The organism is Kitasatospora sp. NPDC054939, from assembly GCF_053610105.1.
Genome location: NZ_JBSGXP010000041.1, coordinates 25,223 through 45,171, shown reverse-complemented (window position 1 = coordinate 45,171; position 19,949 = coordinate 25,223). Strand labels below are relative to the sequence as shown.

Genomic DNA, 19,949 nt, shown 5'->3' with positions numbered 1-19,949 from the left:
GGTGCCGGGACGGGGGCGGGCGGCAGTTGGGTGTGTGGTGTGTGCGGTTGTTGGAGGAGGCGGGGCACGGGTCGTGGACGTACTGCGTCGATCTGGCGCCGGATGACGGTCGGCGTCGTACTCGGCGTCGTGGCGGCTTCGGGACCGAGGCCGAGGCCGTGCAGGAGTTGGCGGCGGTGTTGGAGGGTGAGCTGAGCGGGGCGTACGAGGAGCGTCGTACCACCGTGGCGGACTATCTGCGGGAGTGGCTGGCGGCGCGGAAGGAGGAGCTCACGGTCAACACCTACGCCGGCTACAAGGCGTACGTGGAGAGGGACCTGGTCCCGGCGTTCGGGCGGTGCCGGCTGCTGGACCTGCGGCCGAAGCAGATCGAGGACTGGATGGCCGCACAGCGCACGGCCGGCCGGGGCCGGGTCACGCTGTACCGGGTCGTCTCGACGCTGCGCAACGCGCTGAACCACGCGGTGCGGTCGTGGCGGCTGAAGTTCAACCCGGCCGAGCACTGCGTGCCGCCAAAGCCCCGCGCGGACGAGCGCACGTGCTGGACGCCGGTGCAGGCCGCGGTGTTCCTGCGGCACAACGCGGAGCAGTACGCGGACCAGCTGGGCGACCTGTTCGAGGTCCTGCTCGGTAGCGGCATGCGTCGCGGTGAGGTCCTGGCCCTGCACTGGTCGGACGTGCACCTCATGGACCGCAAGCTGTTCGTCCGCTGGACGCTGTCGGCCGTGGACAACGGCGACCTCCATTTCAACCAGCCGAAGACCGAGGCCAGCCGCGCCTGGATCAGCCTCTCCCCCAGAGTCACGGCCGCCCTCCACCGCCAGGCCGCCCTCCAGATGAACTCCCACCCGGCGGGCCGGCTGGAGGGCCTGGTCTTCGCCCACGCGGACGGATCGCCCCTGCGGCCCCAGTGGGTCCTCGACCAGCTCCGCAAACGCACCACCGAGGTAGGACTCCCCCGGATCGGGCTGCACGACCCGCGCCACACGGCTGCCAGCATCATGATCGCCATCGCCATCGTCTCCAAGACCCTGCGCCACGCCACCCTGGCGACCACCATCAACCTCTACGGCCACCTCTTCAAGGACTCCGCCGACCAGGCCGTCAACGCCCTCGCCCGAGCCCAGCCGGAACGGCTCCGCGCCGTCCCCCGTGACGACGACGACCTGCCGCTCGCCGCGTAGTGGCTGCTGCACCCCGTACGTCGGTCAGGGCTGCCCGGGGCTCGGGTCAGTGACTGGGGGATCGTCTTCCTCAAGGTCCAGGCGGAGGTTGTCGAGGAGGTCGTGAGCTGCCCAGTCCGGAAGGGTCATGGCCGGCGGGACCGGGAGTCTGGCTTCGCGCCGCAGCGATCCCTCCTTGAAGACGGCTTCGGTGATCCAGTCGAGGGTGTCGTCGTCGAGGAGGTCGGGGTGGGCGGCGGCTGTGTCGGCCAGGTGCTCGGTGTCGGGGAAGAGGGCGGTCACCGCGGCGGGCACGGTGCCGTCGCCCGCCGCACGGGCGATGGCACGGCGGGTGGCGGTCTCGTACCAGCCGGATCCCCACCATTCGCCGACGGATTCGGTGCGGGAGCCGTGCAGGGTGAGCATGCGCAGGACGGCTTCGGGACCGAGCGTCTCGTCGGCCCGTTGCCAGAGGTCGATCTGGCGGTGGATGGAGGCGAGGACGGGTGCCCAGCCTTCTTCGAGGATATCGGCGAGTGCTCGGCCGTCGGCGAGTCGGCGGGTGGGCGCCGTGAGGGCAAGTCGAACGGCCGGCCAGTCGACGCCTTCGGGGTGCACGTGGGGCGTGACGACGCGGGTCGCGGCGATGTTGGCGCGGGCCATGGTGATGTCGTCGATCTTGAAGTGCCATTCCTCGACGTCGCTCTCCCGACGCCAGCACCATTCGGCGATGCCACGCGCCGCCGCCGTCGGAACCGGGTCCGGGACGATCAGCGGGTAGGTACGCAGCCCGTCACCCACGCGCCAGGAGAACTCCTCGCCCAGCGCGGCGATGGCCTCACGCCCTCCACCGGCGCGCCGGTGCCGGGCGATCGCGCAGCTGACGGTAGCCGCCCACAACTGCACGACCAGATCGTGGCACAGATCCCGGGCTTGCTCGGGAACGTGGACGCGGGTGGCGTCGAGGAGGCCGGCTTCGGCGAAGGCGCGGCGTGCGGCCTCGGCCATGGCGGCCTGGGTGGGGCGGGTACTCAGCTCGACGATGAGGGGCTGGTCAACGGGGCACAGCGGGGGCAGGCCGTCGTCCCAGTCCCAGTGCTCGGTCGGGTCGTCGATGGTGAGCCGGGCGTCGGCAGGGTTCCAGATGACACTGATGTGGAAGTTCGAGCGGGAGAACTCCCGGTAGAGCGGGCCGGTGCCGGGCTCGTCGTCCTCTGCCGTGTCGTCCCAGAGTTCGCCTTCCGTCCAGCCGGCCCGGCGGAGCGGTGCGGTGAGCCGGGCGAGCAACCGGGGACCGGTGGCGTGCGGCGAGAGGCTCTCGCGCGGTGTGCTGGTCATGGATGGCCTGTTCAGTGCGGTCGCGTGCATGGCGTTGCCTGCTTGGGTCACGGGGTGTCGCGTCCGGCGGCTTCTGCCTTCACCTGCAGCTCGCCGACGATGCGTCGCCAGCGCCACGCTCCGCTCGCGTAGCTCCCGGGCTGCGGGGCAGCTCATGGGTGTACCACTGCCACGGAAGGTTGCCCCGATCCGTTCGGTCACCCGTTCACCCTGCACCACCGACCGGCAACGGGCCGAGCACCGCCAGGCCCGAAAGGTCCCCGCAGGCCGCCCACTCCCGGACGCCGCCGACGGCGGGCGGAGGTACATTCTGCGCCTCGGCCCGCCGTCGGGGTGCACGCCCGTCCGATCAACGGCGGAAGCCCCGGTGGGGGTCGCGGGCCTTGACGTTCCCGAACGGTTTGAACCACGCCTGCGCGCGCAGGTCGCCCACACGGAACTGACGGTTCGCGTCGCTGTCGGGGTCCTCGATGCCGTCGAATCGGGGACTGTAGAGCATGAGGACATCGGTGTCCTGGAAGAACAGGTCGGTGCAGGCGTCGAAGTCGTAGTCGTCGCGGTGGGTCGGCATCCTGTTGTGGGTGTCGGCCCCGGAGTCGTCGGGGTCGTCCTCGAGTTCGTCGACGCGGTCGCGGGCGTCGTCGATGGCGAGGTGAAGGGCGACTTCCTCAGCGGTGCAGGTCGGCCGCGGCCGGTGGCCGTGTTCGAGTTCGTCGACGAGGTCGTCTGCGGCGCGGGCGAAGCGACGACGCCACTGGAGATCGGTGGCGAAGGTCAGCTTCGGCAGGCGTGGGAACACGCCCCAGTTGCCCTCGTGCTCGTCCGGTACCAGGCGTCCGTCGCCGAGTTCGTCGGCGTCGTCGTACGCCTCGTCGGCCAAGAGCGACAGCGCGGTGTGGAGGAGGTCGGCCGTACGGGGGGTCAGCTTCCACCGGCAGCGTTCGTCCTCGCACTCCGGGTCCGCGCAGTGCGGGGCCTCTACGGGGAAGAGCGCGACGAAGTCGGGGAGTTCCTCCTCGTCTCCACGGTCAGGAGGCTGCACGGTTCGGGATGCATGCCAGCCGGGGCCGAAGTCAGCCACGACCGGCTCGGTGCTCCAAAGGGCGACCTCATCGCCCTTGTCCCGTCGGAGCAGGGAGGCCTGGCTGTGTTCGGTGAGGCCGTCCGCCCCCTCGATGTCGATGGGCAGGTCCGCGAGCCACATGACGGCGCCGACCACATCGTGCGGATCGTCCCCGGCGATCTGGTCGGCCGACATCGGTTCCCATCCCTGCTCGCCCGCCTCTTCCAGCAGCGCCTTCCGGTCGTGGATGTGGAACTCGCGGAGCGTGGCAACCCGTACGACCTGGCCCGGCAGGTCTCGAAGCCGCGGTTCGCCCTCTGCGGGAGGGTCCGCGCCCGGGACCGCGTCGTTGTCGTCGCTGTCTCGGCTGCCACTCTCGTCGTCCTGGTCGGGATCCTCGTGCACGGATCCGTCAGGCCAGGCGATGAGCGTTCCGGCGGTTGCCGGCCATGTGCCGGAACGCGCGTGGGTGGCGGCCTGCCGAAGCGAGGACGCCGGGGCGTCCGGGAGTTCGCCGCACAGCCCGTCCACCGATTCGACGGCATTTTCGCCGGCCGGTCCTCGAAGGGTTCGGCGCAGCAGTTCGGCCGCGCGGTGGGCGAGTTCGGGGTCGCGGCAGGTGAGGACGGCCTGGAGCGAGTCGGGGCCGTCGGCGTGGGAGAGGAGGACGAGGACGCGGCTCTTGCTGGGGGTGTATTCGCAGAGGAAGTCGCGAGGTGCGGCGGTGGGCTGGTGCTCGGACATACGGGGAACTCCGGTGCGGTGGAAGGCACGCCGCGGGCACACGGCGCGCAGGAGAGTGGAGTTCCGCTGGTGGGCGCGCTGCTGACGCGCCCCCGGACGGTGGAGAAGACGATCGGCCGAGGCTGGTTCCGCCGATGCTGTCGGCGGTCCGGACCTGGTCCTGGCCGACACCGTACCCGAGTCGCCGAGGGGTTGTCCGCCCAATGAGGCTGTGCCTCTGGCGGCACAGAGGCTCGGGCGGCCACGGCCTGGGAGTACTCCCTGGCCGTGGCCGCCGGTGGACGACAGCGGCGGGACAACGGCACGGGTGTCAGTGGTGACGGCTAGCGTGCCGGCGTGCTGCAAGCGCTGATGGTCGACCCCGAGGCGCCCGACCATCGGCTGCATCGACTTGCGCCGGCCCTCCAGCAGCATCCCCCGCAGATACAGACCGCCCTTGGCCCGCTGATCACAACGGGCCAAGGGCGCGATCACCTCAGCCGCGAACTCCTCCAACCGACCCCGCCACAACGCAAGGTCCCCAGCCCTCATACCAACGGAGAACTACCGATGACACGATGCGACAAGCCTCCCGACAAAGCACTACTAGCGGGGACGCGACCCGCTGTAGAGGTCCAGGTAGCCCACGTACAGCATCAGCTGCTGCAACGTGTAGAACGTCTGACCACCGGCAAAGATGGGCGGGGTACCGGCATTGTTCATGACCCGGTAGACCCAGTTCGAGATCCCGGCCCAGTTCGTCTCCAGGTTGACGTTGTCCCGGCCGATCTGGGCGAGACCGTGGTCGCGGATGTTGCCGCGGATGTTGTCGAAGATCCGCCCGAAGCGCGCTGCCTCCGAGGTGGCCTGGATCATCATGAGGAGGGAGTCCGCCAGGACGGCGCGCCCGCTGGCGGTGTTCTGGAGAGCGGCGATCTGACGGACCTGCCGCAGGGCGTTGTCGAGCCTCGGCCCGTTGATCTGCTGGTTGTACCGAGTGTCACCACCGGGCAGGCCGTTGTAGTTGCTGGACCAGGGGAGGGTGCTCGCCTGGACGCCCAGCACCCGGTTGAAGCGCTCCCTCGACGCGTTGCCGTCGTTGAAGACCCAGTGCGTGCCCCCGACCTGGTAGAAGCCGGCCAGGTACAGGTTGTGCGGCCAGAAGTAAATGGCCCCCTGGTAGGCACCGCTCTGGAACAGGCTGATCTGGATGAGCTGGTCGTTGTCCGCCACGACGGTCTCGTCCAGGTCGGTCCTGAACCAGTCGTGGCTGCTGAGCGAGTGGAGCTGGGCGATCACGTCCCAGTACCGCTGGTGCGCCTGAGCGCCGCCGCCGCTCAGGTCGCTGATTTCCCAGTTGATGTTGCTGAGACGGTTGTTCGTGTCGGCGTGCGCCGCAGGCGGCGTCATACCCATGAGCCCGACCGCCAGCGCCAGGGCGACCAGTGAGCCGACCAGCCGTCGGCGCACGCGTACCAGTGCACCGGGTCCATTCATTGTGAGCATGCGGGAATCCCTCGATCGTGTAACGACAGGTCGTCAGCGCGCTCGCCCGGCCACCGGCTTTCGCACACGGCGAGCATCCACGGCGCGCTGTCGGCACGCTAATCGGCCATGTGATCCATTGATGTGCCGTCAGGGCCTCGGCCCTTGACCAGCAGTGCACCGCCGTCCTGTCGTCGCCGACCGCCCCCGGCAGCCGCCCCCGTGAGCCCCGTCCCGGGCCGCGCCCGTCAGCGGGCCGCTCAGCCTGTCAGCGGCCGTGTTCCTGGCCCTGACAACCGAGATGCTGCCGGCCGGCCTCCTGCCTTCGACGGCCCGCGAAGCCGCCGCACACTTCTCATTCGCCTGACACACTCGGCGGCCTCCTCCACGAGTACCAACATGCGACCTGATCGGGGCGGATGAGGTTTTCGGCAAGAGCAGGTATGCGCAGCCGTCGGAGGACGAAGACCTCCGACGGCTGTTCGCGCACAGGCCAGAACCGGGGCACGGATGGACCGACCGGCTATGACCGGCGGACGTACGGTGACGACCGGTGTCGACCTCGCCTGCCCGTGCAGCCCGGTCCATGCCCCACTCGCCCCGTAGGGCGCGCCGCGGCCTCCGCCTTCCCCGGCGGAGGCCTGGTGGATGTCGACGAGCGGCGGCCGTCCCGCCCGGAGTGCTCCGGAGTGCCGTCGGTGGCACAACGACCTCGGGCTCATCGGGTGGTGCGGCCCGGGACCGGAGGAGAGAACGACATGACGGACGACCACGGCCTCCCGCGGAGGTTCGCTCGCTCCGAGACCGCCCGCGCGGAGGCGTTCAGCGACGGCGTGCTGGCCATCGCCGTGACCATCCTGGTCCTCGGGCTCACGGATCCGCCCCACGAACCGGGCGGACTCGGGCGGGCCCTGCTCCGCCAGTGGCCGGTCTACCTCGGCTACCTGGCCTCCTTCAGCTATGTGGCGGTCATCTGGCTGAATCACCATCAGGCCTTCGTTCGGATACGTGCCATGGATCGCGGGTTGCACGCGGCCAATCTCCTCCTGCTCTTCACCACGGCGGCGCTCGCCTTTCCCACCGCGGTGCTGTCGGGCGCGCTGCAGAACAGCGTCATCGACAGCGACGCTCGCGTGGCCGTCGCGCTGTACGCCGGGATCGCGGCAGGCATGTGCGGCAGCTGGATCGTGCTCTACAGCCATCTGGACCGGCGTCCGGAACTGCTGCACCACGCTGTCGAACCCTCCTACGTCGCTCACGGCAGGCTCCGCTCGTGGGCCGGCGTGATGGCGTATCTCCTCGCCGGTGCGGTCGGTGCGCTGACCGCCCCGGTCGTCGCACTCGCCGTGTTCGTCGTGCTGCCTGTCTTCTACTTCCTGACCAGCGAGGGGTTGCGGCTGCCCGGTCGCGGCCGACGGGAAGCGAATCGCCAGGAGTAGGCGAGAGAACCGGTGAGCCGTCCGGCCAGCACACCTGGTTGCATGCTTGGGGGCCTTCCACGGATGAGATGTACCGTGGGAGGCCCCCGCGTCTATGTCGAGGAACCGGTCCTCGCCGAGCACGAGCCGGCCGTCCAGGGCGAGCTCGGTGGAGGTACGGGCGCTCCGGACGGGCCGCAGTCTGCCGAGAAGTGGCGTCACCGGGTGGGCGGGCCCTGGATCGACAGCTGCGCGCGCGTCTTCCCGGTCACGAGTGCCGACCCGGCAGGCCCGAGGACCCTTGACGGAGTTCGGACCATGAGCCGAAGCCGGCTCGGATGTCCCGGCAACGCACCGGCACCTGATGGGAAGTGCGCCACCCGCCTGGCGCGGAGCAACCGGTCGGTTCGTGGACCGCCTCTGCGGCCTCCCGGCTCCGCGGCTTCCGACGTCACAGTGTCTCGCCGCGGCCAGTCGCCCCGGGGCGTCCGTCTGTCGAACGAGCGGACTGTCGCAGCCTCGTGCGACGGTCGCCGGCCCGGCGTCCGTACTGCCTCCGCGTCACCGCGTCACCGCGCCGGTTCATCCCCGGGTAGTGCGCTGTGGTGCCAATTCCTGAGCACAGAGGGAGGATTCGGCCGATCGATCCGGCCGTAGTTTCGGGGTGTGCCGAAGCCGCGAATGCGGTGGGCACCCTACCGATTGTTCCGAAAGGATCCCTCATGTTCGACATCACCAAGGTTCAGGCCGGCCCGAGCTCGGACCTCCTCACGCCCGACAACGCGGTCATGCTCTTCGTGGACCACCAGCCGCAGATGTTCTTCGGCACCGGCAGCGGTGACCGCACCGCGATCATCAACAGCACCGTGGGGCTCGCCAAGGCGGCTCGGGCTTTCGACGTGCCGGCCGTCCTGACCACGGTGGCCGCCGAGTCCTTCTCCGGGCCTCTGCTGCCTCAGCTCGCCGAGGTGTTCCCCGAGCACGAGATCATCGACCGGACGAGCATGAACGCCTGGGAGGACGAGGCCCTCGTCGCGGCGGTCAAGGCGACCGGGCGCAAGAAGATCATCCTCGCCGGCCTGTGGACCGAGGTCTGTCTGGTGCTGCCCGCGCTCTCCGCGCTGGAGCAGGGGTACGAGGTGTACGTCGTCTCGGACGCCTCCGGTGGCGTCAGCCCGGCTGCCCACGAGCACGCGCTGCAGCGGATGCTGGCCGCCGGCGCGGTGCCGGTGACCTGGGTGCAGGTGCTCCTGGAGCTGCAGCGCGACTGGGCGCGCCAGGAGACGTACGGCGCGGTCATGGAGATCGTCAAGGCCCACGCGGGCGCGTACGGCCTGGGCGTCGTGTACGCGCAGAGCGTCATCGGCGCGCACGCCGCGGGCTGACGCTCGTGGACACCGGCATTCTGATCCTTCGTCTGCTGGCGGGCCTGCTCGTCGCCGGTCACGGCGTGCAGAAGATCAGCTCCCACCTGGGCGGCAAGGGGCTTGAGGGCGGGACGGAGGAGTTCCGCGCCGACGGCTTCCGCGGCGGTGTCGTCACCGCCCTGGCGGCGGGCGGCGGCCAGATCGGCTCCGGGCTGCTGCTCGCCGCCGGCTTTCTGACCCCGCTCGCCGCGACCGGCGTCATCGGGGTCATGACGGTCGCGCTCACCGTGAAGTGGCACCACGGACTCTGGGTGCAGAACGACGGGTACGAGTACCCGCTCGTCCTCATCGGCACCGCCGCCGCTCTCGCCGCCACCGGCCCCGGCGCGTGGTCCTTGGACGCGGCCCTCGGCCTCACTCCGTACCCGCTGTGGTGGGCCGCCGCCGCCCTCGTGGCCGGCCTCGGCAGCGGGCTGCTCACCCGGCTCGTACTGCACGGCCGGGCCCCGGCGGCGGCGCGGACCGCGGCCCCCGGCGGCCGCTGAGTACGAGCCGCGACAAGACCGGGTCCGGCCGCCCTGCGACCCCCGCGCGGGCGGCCGGGCCCTCCCACCTTCCACACCAGGAGTACCGATGGAAACCGCGACCACCGCATCCACCACCGCACCCTCGCGCGGCGGCGGTCAGCCGCTGCTGCACCAGAAGGGCGGCGAGACCCAGACGTTCGGCACGCTGAAGCAGCTGCCGATCGGCCTCGGCCACGACACCCGCATGTACGCCTGCCAGCGCCTCAACCGCGTGCTGGCCGATACGCAGATCCTGTACTCCCTCTACAAGAAGCATCACTGGCTCATGCGCGGGGCGACCTTCTACTCGCTCCACCTGATGCTGGACAAGCACGCGGAGGCCCAGCTGGCCGTCGTGGACGCGCTGGCCGAGCGAATCCAGAGCCTCGGCGGTGTCGCGGTCGCAGACCCGCGCCACGTCGCGGAGCTGACGGCCATTCCGCGACCGCCGAACGGTGTGGAGAAGGTCCCCGTCATGCTGTCGCGGCTCCTCGACGCGCACGAGCGGATCCTGATCGACGCGCGGGACGCCGCCGCCCGGATCTCGGCGGAGGGCGACGAGGGCAGCACCGACCTGCTCGTCTCCGAGGTCATCCGCCCCGGCGAGGCGCAGGTGTGGTTCCTGGCCGAACACCTCGTGGACACCCCTCTGGTGCAGGGCTGATGGCGGACACGTACGACATCGTCGTGGTCGGCGGCGGACCGGGCGGCGAGGTCGCCGCCGACCGGACCGTCCGGTCCGGTCTGACCGCCGTCCTCGTCGAAGCCGAGGCGGTCGGCGGCGAGTGCTCCTACCGCGCGTGCGTACCGAGCAAGGCCCTGCTGCGTCCCGGCGCGGCCCGGGAGGCCGCACGGTCGGTCGACGGTGCCCGGCAGGCCGTCACGGCGGCACTCGACCCGGCGCGTGTCCTGGCCCGCCGTGACCGGTTCACCAGCCGCGGTGACGACACCGGTCAGGCCCAGTGGCTGAACAGCGCCAGCGTACCTATCGTACGAGGGCACGGACGGCTCGCCGGAGAGCGCCGGGTGGAGGTCACCGGCGCCGACGGCACCGTCCGCACCCTGCGGGCCCGGCGCGCGGTCGTGCTCAGCCCCGGCACGGAACCCGCGCTACCGCCGGTCGAAGGGCTCGACCAGGTCGGTGTGTGGACCAACCGACAGGCCACCACGGCCGACGCGGTACCCGAGCGGCTCGTCGTCATCGGCGGCGGAGTGGTGGCCTGCGAGATGGCCACCGCATGGGGCTCACTCGGCTCCGCCGTCACCCTGCTCGTCCGCGACCAGACCCTGCTGACGGGCTGGGAGCCGCGCGCCGGCGAGGAAGTCGCCCGCGGGCTGACCGCCCTGGGCGTGACGATCCGCTTCGGGGTCTCGGCCCTCCGGGTCGCCCGCGACGGGGCCACCCGCACCGTGACCGTGGAGACCGACGACGGCGCCGTCCTGGCGTGCGACGAGGTGCTGGCCGCCGTCGGCAGGCGCCCCCGCACGGCGGACCTCGGCCTGGAGACCGTCGGGCTGCCGGGCGGTGACTGGCTCCCGGTCGACGACACCTGTCGCGTCACCGCCCTCGACGGCAACTGGCTGTACGCCGTCGGCGACGTGAACCACCGCGCGCCGCTCACCCACATGGCCAAGTACCAGGCCCGTGCCTGCGCCGCGGCGATCGCCGAACGCGCCGCAGGCCGCCCGGCCGACAGCGGCGACTGGCAGGCCTGGAGCGCGCAGGCCGACCACGTCGCCGTCCCGCAGGCCGTCTTCACGCATCCCGAGATCGCGAGCGTCGGCCTCACGGAACGCGCGGCACGTAAAGCCGGTCTCGCGATCCGTGCGGTGGAGTACCGCATCGGCGACGTCGCCGGAGCCGCGCTGTACGCGGACGGTTACCAGGGCTACGCCAAGCTCGTCGTCGACGAGACCCGCGGAGTCGTCGTCGGCTGCACCCTCACCGGCCCCATGGCGACCGAACTCATCCACACCGCCACCGTCGCCATCGTGGGCGAAGTACCGCTCGAACGTTTGCGGCACGCCGTCCCCGCCTTCCCGACCGTCAGCGAAGTCTGGCTGCGCCTCCTTGAGGCGTACGGCCTCTGAGGCGACCTCCGTCCGTGCCCCTCCGCGAGCCCTGCTCGCCTTCCCCGCCCCTGCTTCGAGCGCTGAACGAGAGATCCCACCATGAGTCCGACCTCCCCCTCCACCTCCGGCGGCGCCGACGACGTAAAGGGCAGCCGGCCGGACGTTCCCCCGGAACGCCGCTTCGAACCCGACCTCCGGTCGATGACCCGGATCAACCTCCGTCCCATCGCCTCCCCCATGCCGCTGGGCTTCTTCACGGTGGCGATCGCCTCCGTGATGACGGGGTGCATGCAGCTCGGCCTCTTCGACACAGAGGCCCGCGGCGCCGTCGCCCTGTGCGTGCTGCCGGCCTTCGCGCTGCAGTTCCTGGTGAGCATCCTGGCATTCGGCGCCCGGGACGTGATCGCGGCGACGCTGATGGGCATCTTCGCCGGCAGTTGGCTGGCCTACGCGCTCGTCATGTTCAGCGGCGCGCCCGACGGTCTGCGCGTGCTGGGCGTCTTCAACCTTGCCTTTCTGTGTTTCGGGGCGCTGATGACCGCCGTGACACGGCCCAAGCGCGCACTGTGGCTCGTCCTGCTGGTCTCCCTGCCCCGCTGGGCGACCACCGGTCTGTCGGGTCTCACCGGCGCCGAATGGCTCACCCGCACGTCGGGGGCCCTCGGTCTCGTGGTGGCGATCGTCGCGATGTACACCGCCTTCGCCCTGATGCTGGAGGACATGCGCAGCGAGGAGGTCCTGCCCATCGGCCGCAGCGGGCCGGCCCACACCGCTGTCGAGGGCGACCTCGCGGTCCAGCTCCGCAACCTGGAACGCCAGGCCGGCGTGCGACGAACGCTCTGACCGTCCCGCGCTCATGAACACCGCACCCGCACCGTCACAACGACTGAACAGGAGTTCCCCCATGTCCCGATCCGCCGAACCCACCGTCGTGCTGGTCCACGGCGCCTTCGCCGACGCCTCCAGTTACGCCCGCGTCATACCGGAGCTGACCGCCGCGGGCCTGAAGGCAGTGGCTCCCGCCGTGCCCAACCGCAGCCTGGTGGAAGACGCCGCGTACATCGCCTCGGTGATACGTGCTGTCGACGGACCCGTGATCCTGGTCGGCCACTCCTACGGTGGCGCCGTCATCACCCTCGCCGGCGTGGAGGAGAACGTCCAGGCACTCGTCTACCTGGCGGGATACGCGCTGGAGGAGGGCGAGAGCCTGGGCGAGCTGCAGGGGCGTTTCCCCGACTCCGGCCTCGCCGACGCGCTCGTCTTCACGCCGTTCCCCGCGATCGGATCCGCCGAGGCCGGCACCGACGTCTCGGTGGATGTCGAGCGGTTCCCCGCCCTCTTCGCCGCCGACGTCGACCCCGGGCTCGCCGCGGTGCTCGCCGTCTCCCAGCGCCCCCTGGCCGCGCGGGCCTTCTCGGAAGCGGCCCCGGTCGCGGCCTGGAAGAGCAAGCCGTCGTGGGGCCTGGTCGCCACCTCCGACCGGACCATCAACCCCGACGTGGAGCGCTACGGCTACGAGCGGGCCGGCATGACCACCGTCGAGGTCGACTCCTCGCACCTGGTCATGCTCGCCCGGCCCGAAGCAGTGGCCGCGCTGATCCAGGACGCGGCCCGGTCCGTCACCCGCTGACCCGCCCGCGCCGCCGGTGCCCGTCCGAGCCCACCCCCGGTGGGGGCTCGGACGGGCACACAAGCCTTTGACCTCGAACGATTGGTTGATTATGTTCGAACGCTGATAGCTTCGGTCCGCCCCCGAGAACACTCGGCGGGCGAACGGAGGAAGCACACCCATGAGGTTCGGCGCGAGGCTCGCGCTCGCCGTTATCGCCATCGTCGTCACGGCCGCCGCATGCGTCGCCCCTCCCAGCTCTTCCTCGTCCGGCGAGGCCGGGGACTGCGGGCCGTACACGCGGTACGGCAAACACCCCGGGACCCACGTCACCGTCTACGCGCCCAGCCGGGACCGGGAAGCAGACCTGTTCGAAGAGACCTGGGCCGGCTTCGCCGCCTGCACGGGAATCGACGTCCAGTACGAGGGAAACGGGGAGTTCGAGGCCCAGATCCAACTCCGGGTCGAGGGCGGCCACGCCCCCGACGTGGCGTTCTTCGCCCAGCCCGGGCTCCTGGAACGATTCGCGCGCGGGGGGAAGCTCCAACCCGCGAGCGCGGAGCTCGTCTCCCTGGCCGAACAGGGCTGGTCGGCGGACTGGAACAGCTACGCGACCGTGAACGGCACCCTCTACGGCACTCCGTTGGTCGCGAACGTGAAGTCCTTCGTCTGGTACTCGCCGAAGCTCTTCCGCGACAGGGGGCTGACCGTCCCCCGCACCTGGGCCGAACTGATGGACGTGACGGAGAAGGTCGCCGCATCGGGGGTCAAACCGTGGTGTGCGGGCCTCGAATCCGGCGAGGCCACCGGATGGCCCGTGACGGACTGGATCGAGGACGTCCTGCTCCGCCAGCAGGGGCCGGACGTCTACGACCAGTGGGTCTCCCACCGGATCCCGTTCAACGACCCGCGAGTGATCCGGGCCATGGACACGGTGGGATCGATCCTCAGGAGCGACCGCTATGCCAACGGCGGCTACGGACCGGCCCGCTCGATGGCCTCGATCTCCTACCAGGACGGCGGCACGCCGATCCTCTCCGGCGACTGCGCGATGCACCGCCAGGCGTCGTTCTACGCCGAGCACTGGCCGAAGGGCACCCGGATCGGACCGGACGGGGACGTGTTCGCCTTCCTCCTTCCGGGGGCGGACACAACCAGCAAGCCCGTCCTGGGCGGAGGGACGTTCGCCACGGCGTTCTCCGACCGCCCCGAGGTGCGAGCCTTCCGGGAATACCTGGCGAGCGCCGACTTCGCCAACGCGCGGATGAAGAAGGGCCCCTTCGTCTCCGCGAACAAGGGAGTGGATCCGGCCGACGCCGCCGGCCCGATCGACAAACTCTCGATCCAGCTGCTCCAGGATCCCCGGACACAGTTCAGGTTCGACGGTTCCGACCAGATGCCCGCGGCCGTCGGCGCGGGCACCTTCTGGAAGGGAGCCGTCGACTGGATCAGCGGCAAGGACACCGAATCGGTGGCGGCGGCCATCGAACGGTCCTGGCCGAGCCACTGATGCCGTTCGACGTCGTCGCTCAGCAACCGAAGCTGGCCCACATTCTCCAGGCCGTCGTCGCGTTCTCGGCCGTGGTCGGCCTGATCCTCCTGGCACTGCACCGAGGGCCGGCACGGAGGCGGGGCGCGGCCTTCCTGCTGCTGGCCCCCGCCCTGCTGCTGCTCACCATTGGCCTCCTTCTGCCCGGCCTGCACACCCTGGGCCTGTCGTTCATGGACGACGAAGGGGACACCTGGGTCGGCGTCGACAACTACGTGTGGATGTTCACCGACCCCGAGGCGCTGATCGCGCTCCGCAACACCCTGGCGTGGGTGGTGCTCGTGCCCCCGCTGGTGACGGGGATCGGTCTCCTCTACGCCGCGGCCGTCGTCCGTGCGCGGTTCCGGGCGCTCGCCCTGTCCCTCGTCCTGCTGCCGATGGCGATCTCGTTCGTCGGCGCCGGCCTGGTCTGGAAGTTCGTCTACGCCTACCGGCCGGCCGGCGCGGAGCAGATCGGGCTGCTGAACGAACTCGTCGTGGCGTTCGGCGGCGAGCCGAGACAGTGGCTCGTGGACTCCCCCTGGAACATCCTGTTCCTCATCGTGGCGATGGTGTGGGCCCAGACAGGCTTCGCGGCCCTCCTGCTGGCAGGCGCGATCACGGCGGTTCCCGGCGAGATCGTCGAGGCGGCCCGGCTGGACGGCGCGTCACCGCGGCAGATCTTCCGGCACATCACCGTGCCGTCGATCAGACCCACGCTGCTGGTCGTCGTCCTCACCGAGGTGATCGGCACCTTCAAGGCGTTCGACATCGTCAAAACCATGACCGCCGGGCAGTTCGACACCGCTGTCATCGCCCACGAGATGTACGACCAGTCCTTCCGCTACGGCCGGACCGGCCACGGCGCGGCCCTCGCGGTGCTGCTCTTCCTCCTCGTCACCCCTGTCGTGGCCTACAAGGTCCGTACGCAGCGGAGCGTGGGGTGAGCGGGGTACGCGGGGTGAGCGGTGTCCGGGAGCGGCTGTCCTCCCGCGTGTTCTCGCTGGCCGCCGTGGTGACCGCGATCCTGTGGACCGTGCCGACGCTCGGTCTGTTCCTCTCCTCGTTCCGTCCCGAGGCCGAGATCAAGACGACCGGCTGGTGGACCGTGTTCGGCTCGCCCCACCTCACGCTCGCCAACTACCGCGAGGTGCTGTTCGGCACCGGGAACGCGTCGGGCCGGCTCGCCGACCACCTCGTCAACTCGATCGTCATCACCCTGCCCTCGGTGCTGTTCCCGCTCACGCTGGCGTTCCTCGCCGCGTACGCCCTGGCGTGGATCGACTTCAAGGGGCGCGATGTGCTCGTCGTCGGCATTTTCGCGCTCCAGATCGTGCCCCTCCAGATGGTGCTCGTCCCACTGCTGCGGCTCTTCTCCCGCGGATGGCTGTTCCTGCCCGCCTGGAACGCCACCGGAGCGGCTCGGTTCAGCCAGGCGTGGTTCGCGCACACGGTCTTCGCGTTGCCGGTCGCGGTGTTCCTCCTCCACAACTACCTGGCCGGACTGCCCCGTGACCTGATCGAGGCAGCCCGGGTCGACGGCGCGTCACACGCGACACTGCTGCTCCGGATCGTGCTGCCGCTGGCCCGCCCGGTCCTGGTGACGTTCGCGGTCATCCAGTTCATCTGGGTGTGGAACGACCTGCTGGTGGCGATGACGCTGTCGGGCGGGACCGCCGAGACCGCTCCGGTGACGGTCGGACTGGCGGCCATGGCCGGCACGCGCGGCAACGAGTGGCAGCGGCTCACCGCGGGAGCGTTCGTGTCGGCGTTCGTCCCGCTGCTCGTCTTCCTCCTCTTCCGGAGGCACGTCGCCCGAGGTCTGCTCGCGGGGTCCGTCAAGGGATGACACCGCAGGAGATGAGCACGGACGCCCGGCTGAGCCGGCCGGGTCTGCGCGGCCGGGAAGCCGAGCTGGAACAGCTGCGGGCCATGGTCGAGGCGGTGCGCGACGGCGACGGCAGCGGGATCGCCCTGCTCCTCGGCGAGCCGGGAATCGGGAAGACCGCCCTGCTGGAGGAGACCGTCTCGATCGCACGCGCCAGCGGGTTCACCGTCAGCCAGGGGCGCGCCGAGGAGCTGCACGAGCTGGCACCGCTGGCGTCGCTGGCCTCGGGCCTGCTGCACGGCGACCCGCCGCTGCTGGCCGCGGAGGACTTCGCGCACCTCGCGGGCCACCACGACCAGCGCGTCTGGCTGGTCGAACGGCTGGCCCGGCTGATCGAGGAGCGCTCGACGGGCGCTCCCACACTGATCGCGATCGACGACGTCCAGTGGACCGATCCGCTGAGCCGGTTCGCACTGAACGTCATGCCGGCGCGACTGCTGGCCTCCCCGGTTCTCTGGCTGCTCGCGGGGAGGGAGAACCCGGACCTGCGCGGGGGCGCCACCCGGACGGCGACGCTCGCGCTGCGGCCGCTGTCCGGTGCGGCGCTCGCCGAGTTGGCGCGGGACGTACTCGGCGGGACTGTGCCGGATCGCGTCACCGGGTTGCTCGACACCGCCGGCGGTAACCCGTTCCTCGCGACGGAGGTGCTGGAAGGCATCGCGGCGTCGGGTGCGGACGGGGCCGAGCCGCCGGAGCGGCTGGTGCTCGGGGTCCGCGGCAAGCTGTCCGCGCTCCGACCGGGCACCCTCGCATTCCTGCGGATCGGTTCGGTCCTGGGCCGCGCCTTCCACCTCGCCGACGCTGCGGCCCTGTGCGGCAGGCCGGCCTCGGGCCTCATCGGCGAACTGCACGAGGCGATCGGCGCCGGGCTCATCGAGGACGACGGCGAACGCCTCGTGTTCCGCCATGACCTGCTCCGGCAGGCGGTCTACGCCGACCTCGCACCCTCCGCGCGGCGGGCACTGCACCGGGAGGCGGCGAGTCTGCTCGTCGCGGCGGGCCGCACCTCGGCCGACGCTGTCCCGCACCTGCTCAAGAGCGCCGAACCGGGTGACCGGGAGGCGATCCGGCTGCTCGGCCGCGCCGCCTCGGACGTACTCACCGTCATGCCCGACCTCGCCGCCGATCTGTCCGTGCGCGCCATGGACCTGGTGCCGCCCCACGATCCCACGGAGTTCGACGTGGGTGAACGGGCCATCACCGCCCTCACCCGTGCGGGCCGGTACACCCGGGCACGGGAGACCGGCGACGTCCTCCTGGCCCGGCAGCCCCCGTTGGACGTCTTCGCCCGTCTGCAGTCGGTCCTCGGGGACACGCTGTGGCACCTCGACGACATCCATGAGCTGACCCGCCGCTCGACGGCCGCCCTGGGCGTCGTCACCGACCCGGCGGTCCGCGCCCGGCTGACCGCGCGACTCGCGCTCGCCCAGTCCCGCGGCCGCGACCTCGGCAGCGCTCGCACGACCGCGGAACGGGCGTTCGCCGAGGCGGAGCGCGCACAGGACCGGGAGGCCCGCGTCGTCGCGCTGTGGGGCCTGGGCGAGATCGCCCTCAACGCGGGCGAGTGCGCGTCCGCCGTCGACCACCACACGGCGCTCAGCGCGTTCGACGCGGCGTTCCTGCCCGAGGAGGTCGTCGCCCGTGTCCACCTGGACGACTTCGACACGGCCCGGCACCTGCTGCGGACGGCGGGCGACGATCCGCTGCGGCCCGCGATGCTGATGTGGGCGCAGGGAAGCCTGAATCTGGGGCTCGGGCGGCTCGACGACGCGGAGGCCGACCTCGTCACCACCGAGCGGCTGGAAGCGGACATCCACGTGCCCGCGAACCTGGTCAACGTTCGGGTCCACCGGGGCTGGCTGGCGCTGCTGCGTGGCGATCGCGAAGCCGCGGAGGAACACGTCGAGGTCGTCAGGGCGGCGGTGGCCGGCCGGCCGAACCCGGGGAACCACGCCGCCCACCAGTTCCTGGAGGCCCTCCTCGCCGACACCGACGGCGATCACGTGGCGGCGGCCGAACGGCTGCGGTCCGCCCAGCGGGACCACCCTTTCGTCCGCTGGAGGCTCCTGCGCACCCGGTTCGTCGAGGCCGTGCAGATCGCCCTGCGTGCCGGAGACCGGGCCCTGGCCGTGGACCTCGCGGCCCAGGCGGCCGACTACGCCTCCCACAACCCCGCCGTGCCGACGGCACAGGGGACGGCCACGCACACGGCGGCACTGGTGAACGCCGATCCCGGCCTTCTGGAACGGTCCGTCCGGATCCTTCTCAACGGTCCCCGGCCGCTGCACCTCGCGGCGGCCCGCGCCGACCTCGGCCGCGCGCTGTCGGCCGTAGGAGACGCCGCCGCGATACCCGCCCTGACGAGGGCCTACGAGGCGTACGCCCACGCGGGGGCCGGCTTCGAGGCCGACAAGGTCCGGGCGGAACTGGACCGGGCCGTGACGGGCTCCGGCCGGCGTCCGGCCCGCCCCCGTCCCAGCCAGGGGTGGGACGCGCTCACCGCTTCGGAACGCAAGGTCGCCCGGCTCATCGCCGCAGGACACACCAACCGGTCGGCCGCTGCCGCCCTGGTCGTGTCTCCGCACACGGTCAACACGCATCTGACGTCGATCTTCCGCAAGCTCTCGGTGAACTCCAGGGTCCACCTGACCCGGCTGGTCCTGGCGCAGGCCGAACCCGACACGGCCGTCCCGTCCCCGTCGCCGTCGCCGTCCGCGCACTCTGCGCCCGGGGGCAAGGCCCGGGGCGCCGCACGACAATCGGCGGCGCCTCCCCCGCCATAGCGTGACGGCATTCCGCGCCGCGACGACGCGCGGACCAGCCGAACCGAAGCGAGGAAGACACAGCCATGCCGTACATCACCGTTGGCCAGGAGAACACCACCGCCGTCGAGGTCTACTACGAGGACCACGGCACCGGCCGGCCGGTCGTGCTCATCCACGGCTTCCCCCTCGACGGCCACTCCTGGGAGCGCCAGAGCGCCGCGCTCCTCGACGCCGGCTACCGCGTCATCACCTACGACCGCCGCGGCTTCGGCCGGTCCTCCCAGCCGACGACCGGCTACGACTACGACACCTTCGCGGCCGACCTGAACACCGTGATGGAGACCCTCGACCTGAACGACGCCGTCCTCGTGGGCTTCTCCATGGGCACCGGCGAGGTCGCCCGCTACGTCTCCGCGTACGGCACCGCCCGCGTCGCCAAGGTCGCCTTCCTCGCCTCGCTGGAGCCCTTCCTGCTGAAGAGCAACGACAACCCGGACGGTGTCGCCCCGCAGGAGTTCTTCGACGGCATCGTCGCCGCGGTGAAGGCCGACCGCTACGCCTACTACACCGCCTTCTTCAACGACTTCTACAACCTCGACGAGAACCTGGGCACCCGCATCAGCGAGGAGGCCGTCCGCAACAGCTGGAACACCGCAGCCGCCGGCGGTTCCTTCGCGGCCTCGGCGGCGCCGTCGACCTGGTACACCGACTTCCGCGCCGACATCCCGGCCGTCGATGTCCCCGCCCTGATCCTGCACGGCACGGCCGACCGCATCCTCCCGGCCGAGAACACCGCGCGTCCCTTCCACAAGGCGCTCCCGTCCGCCGACTACGTCGAGATCGACGGCGCCCCGCACGGCCTGCTGTGGACCCACGCGGAGGAGGTCAACGCCGCGCTCCTCGCGTTCCTGGCGAAGTGAGGCCGCTCCGGCCCGCCCACCCGCAGTGAGCCCCCCGCCCGCG

Annotated in this window: 16 protein-coding genes and 1 pseudogene; 13 read left to right on the top strand and 4 right to left on the bottom strand. The window is 71.1% G+C overall.

Translation table 11 applies throughout. The annotated features are described in order from the left end of the window. The first annotated feature begins 176 nt into the window (after window positions 1-176). On the top strand, window positions 177-1,184 hold the full coding sequence (locus tag ACWGB8_RS14645) for a site-specific integrase (protein WP_452213612.1): 1,008 nt from the start codon (window positions 177-179) through the stop codon (window positions 1,182-1,184). A 24-nt stretch (window positions 1,185-1,208) separates the two neighbouring features. Here ACWGB8_RS14645 and ACWGB8_RS14640 read toward each other — a convergent pair whose 3' ends face one another. From ACWGB8_RS14640 to ACWGB8_RS14625, 4 genes and pseudogenes are all read right to left on the bottom strand, one after another. Further along, the gene (locus ACWGB8_RS14640; RefSeq protein WP_452213611.1) at window positions 1,209-2,501 is read right to left on the bottom strand and encodes a hypothetical protein; all 1,293 of its coding nucleotides are present in this window, start codon (window positions 2,499-2,501) and stop codon (window positions 1,209-1,211) included. A 349-nt stretch (window positions 2,502-2,850) separates the two neighbouring features. Beyond that, window positions 2,851-4,308 carry a hypothetical protein gene (locus ACWGB8_RS14635; protein WP_452213624.1) on the bottom strand — a complete coding sequence of 486 codons (1,458 nt, stop codon included), beginning with the start codon at window positions 4,306-4,308 and terminating at the stop codon, window positions 2,851-2,853. Window positions 4,309-4,647: 339 nt separating this feature from the next. Next, window positions 4,648-4,839 (bottom strand): annotated as a pseudogene (locus ACWGB8_RS14630) (transposase); the annotation flags it as partial. Between the two features lie 54 nt (window positions 4,840-4,893). Beyond that, window positions 4,894-5,793 carry a ribosome-inactivating family protein gene (locus ACWGB8_RS14625; RefSeq protein WP_452213609.1) on the bottom strand — a complete coding sequence of 300 codons (900 nt, stop codon included), beginning with the start codon at window positions 5,791-5,793 and terminating at the stop codon, window positions 4,894-4,896. 737 nt (window positions 5,794-6,530) lie between these two features. On the opposite strand from ACWGB8_RS14625, the gene ACWGB8_RS14620 reads away from it, so the two are divergent. The 12 genes from ACWGB8_RS14620 to ACWGB8_RS14565 all read left to right on the top strand — a co-directional run bounded on the left by ACWGB8_RS14620 (window position 6,531) and on the right by ACWGB8_RS14565 (window position 19,906). Beyond that, on the top strand, window positions 6,531-7,211 hold the full coding sequence (locus ACWGB8_RS14620) for a TMEM175 family protein (RefSeq protein WP_452213607.1): 681 nt from the start codon (window positions 6,531-6,533) through the stop codon (window positions 7,209-7,211). Between the two features lie 701 nt (window positions 7,212-7,912). Further along, window positions 7,913-8,575 (top strand): hydrolase, encoded by a 663-nt coding sequence (locus tag ACWGB8_RS14615; protein ID WP_452213605.1) that lies wholly within the window; start codon window positions 7,913-7,915, stop codon window positions 8,573-8,575. Window positions 8,576-8,580: 5 nt separating this feature from the next. Then, window positions 8,581-9,102 carry a DoxX family protein gene (locus ACWGB8_RS14610; protein WP_043467833.1) on the top strand — a complete coding sequence of 174 codons (522 nt, stop codon included), beginning with the start codon at window positions 8,581-8,583 and terminating at the stop codon, window positions 9,100-9,102. 88 nt (window positions 9,103-9,190) lie between these two features. After that, window positions 9,191-9,787 (top strand): Dps family protein, encoded by a 597-nt coding sequence (locus ACWGB8_RS14605; protein ID WP_452213603.1) that lies wholly within the window; start codon window positions 9,191-9,193, stop codon window positions 9,785-9,787. Then, complete coding sequence (locus tag ACWGB8_RS14600) at window positions 9,787-11,214, top strand: dihydrolipoyl dehydrogenase family protein (RefSeq protein WP_452213601.1); 1,428 nt, start codon at window positions 9,787-9,789, stop codon at window positions 11,212-11,214. The genes ACWGB8_RS14605 and ACWGB8_RS14600 overlap by 1 nt, the downstream gene beginning before the upstream one ends. A gap of 81 nt (window positions 11,215-11,295) precedes the next feature. After that, entirely contained in the window at window positions 11,296-12,039 is a 744-nt protein-coding gene (locus ACWGB8_RS14595; protein ID WP_452213599.1) for an acetate uptake transporter family protein, read from the top strand. Window positions 12,040-12,100: 61 nt separating this feature from the next. Continuing rightward, on the top strand, window positions 12,101-12,826 hold the full coding sequence (locus ACWGB8_RS14590) for an alpha/beta fold hydrolase (RefSeq protein WP_452213597.1): 726 nt from the start codon (window positions 12,101-12,103) through the stop codon (window positions 12,824-12,826). A 160-nt stretch (window positions 12,827-12,986) separates the two neighbouring features. Beyond that, a complete protein-coding gene (locus ACWGB8_RS14585) occupies window positions 12,987-14,315 on the top strand; it encodes an ABC transporter substrate-binding protein (protein WP_452213595.1) in 1,329 nt (442 codons plus the stop codon). Further along, window positions 14,315-15,280 (top strand): carbohydrate ABC transporter permease, encoded by a 966-nt coding sequence (locus tag ACWGB8_RS14580; RefSeq protein WP_452213593.1) that lies wholly within the window; start codon window positions 14,315-14,317, stop codon window positions 15,278-15,280. The genes ACWGB8_RS14585 and ACWGB8_RS14580 overlap by 1 nt, the downstream gene beginning before the upstream one ends. After that, window positions 15,277-16,182: a carbohydrate ABC transporter permease gene (locus ACWGB8_RS14575; protein WP_452213592.1), complete on the top strand. Its 906-nt coding sequence runs from the start codon at window positions 15,277-15,279 to the stop codon at window positions 16,180-16,182. The genes ACWGB8_RS14580 and ACWGB8_RS14575 overlap by 4 nt, the downstream gene beginning before the upstream one ends. Before the next feature lie 11 nt (window positions 16,183-16,193). Further along, entirely contained in the window at window positions 16,194-19,004 is a 2,811-nt protein-coding gene (locus ACWGB8_RS14570; RefSeq protein ID WP_452213591.1) for an ATP-binding protein, read from the top strand. Window positions 19,005-19,069: 65 nt separating this feature from the next. Next, window positions 19,070-19,906 (top strand): alpha/beta fold hydrolase, encoded by an 837-nt coding sequence (locus ACWGB8_RS14565; protein ID WP_452213589.1) that lies wholly within the window; start codon window positions 19,070-19,072, stop codon window positions 19,904-19,906. Window positions 19,907-19,949: the final 43 nt, after the last annotated feature.

Excerpts from the sequence above, each read along its gene's own strand:
- ACWGB8_RS14640 (WP_452213611.1), bottom strand. The coding sequence starts at position 2,501 with ATGACCAGCACACCGCGCGAGAGCCTCTCGCCGCACGCCACCGGTCCC.
- ACWGB8_RS14635 (WP_452213624.1), bottom strand. The coding sequence starts at position 4,308 with ATGTCCGAGCACCAGCCCACCGCCGCACCTCGCGACTTCCTCTGCGAA.
- ACWGB8_RS14625 (WP_452213609.1), bottom strand. The coding sequence starts at position 5,793 with ATGCTCACAATGAATGGACCCGGTGCACTGGTACGCGTGCGCCGACGG.
- ACWGB8_RS14620 (WP_452213607.1), top strand. The coding sequence starts at position 6,531 with ATGACGGACGACCACGGCCTCCCGCGGAGGTTCGCTCGCTCCGAGACC.
- ACWGB8_RS14615 (WP_452213605.1), top strand. The coding sequence starts at position 7,913 with ATGTTCGACATCACCAAGGTTCAGGCCGGCCCGAGCTCGGACCTCCTC.
- ACWGB8_RS14605 (WP_452213603.1), top strand. The coding sequence starts at position 9,191 with ATGGAAACCGCGACCACCGCATCCACCACCGCACCCTCGCGCGGCGGC.
- ACWGB8_RS14600 (WP_452213601.1), top strand. The coding sequence starts at position 9,787 with ATGGCGGACACGTACGACATCGTCGTGGTCGGCGGCGGACCGGGCGGC.
- ACWGB8_RS14595 (WP_452213599.1), top strand. The coding sequence starts at position 11,296 with ATGAGTCCGACCTCCCCCTCCACCTCCGGCGGCGCCGACGACGTAAAG.
- ACWGB8_RS14590 (WP_452213597.1), top strand. The coding sequence starts at position 12,101 with ATGTCCCGATCCGCCGAACCCACCGTCGTGCTGGTCCACGGCGCCTTC.
- ACWGB8_RS14585 (WP_452213595.1), top strand. The coding sequence starts at position 12,987 with ATGAGGTTCGGCGCGAGGCTCGCGCTCGCCGTTATCGCCATCGTCGTC.
- ACWGB8_RS14580 (WP_452213593.1), top strand. The coding sequence starts at position 14,315 with ATGCCGTTCGACGTCGTCGCTCAGCAACCGAAGCTGGCCCACATTCTC.
- ACWGB8_RS14570 (WP_452213591.1), top strand. The coding sequence starts at position 16,194 with ATGAGCACGGACGCCCGGCTGAGCCGGCCGGGTCTGCGCGGCCGGGAA.
- ACWGB8_RS14565 (WP_452213589.1), top strand. The coding sequence starts at position 19,070 with ATGCCGTACATCACCGTTGGCCAGGAGAACACCACCGCCGTCGAGGTC.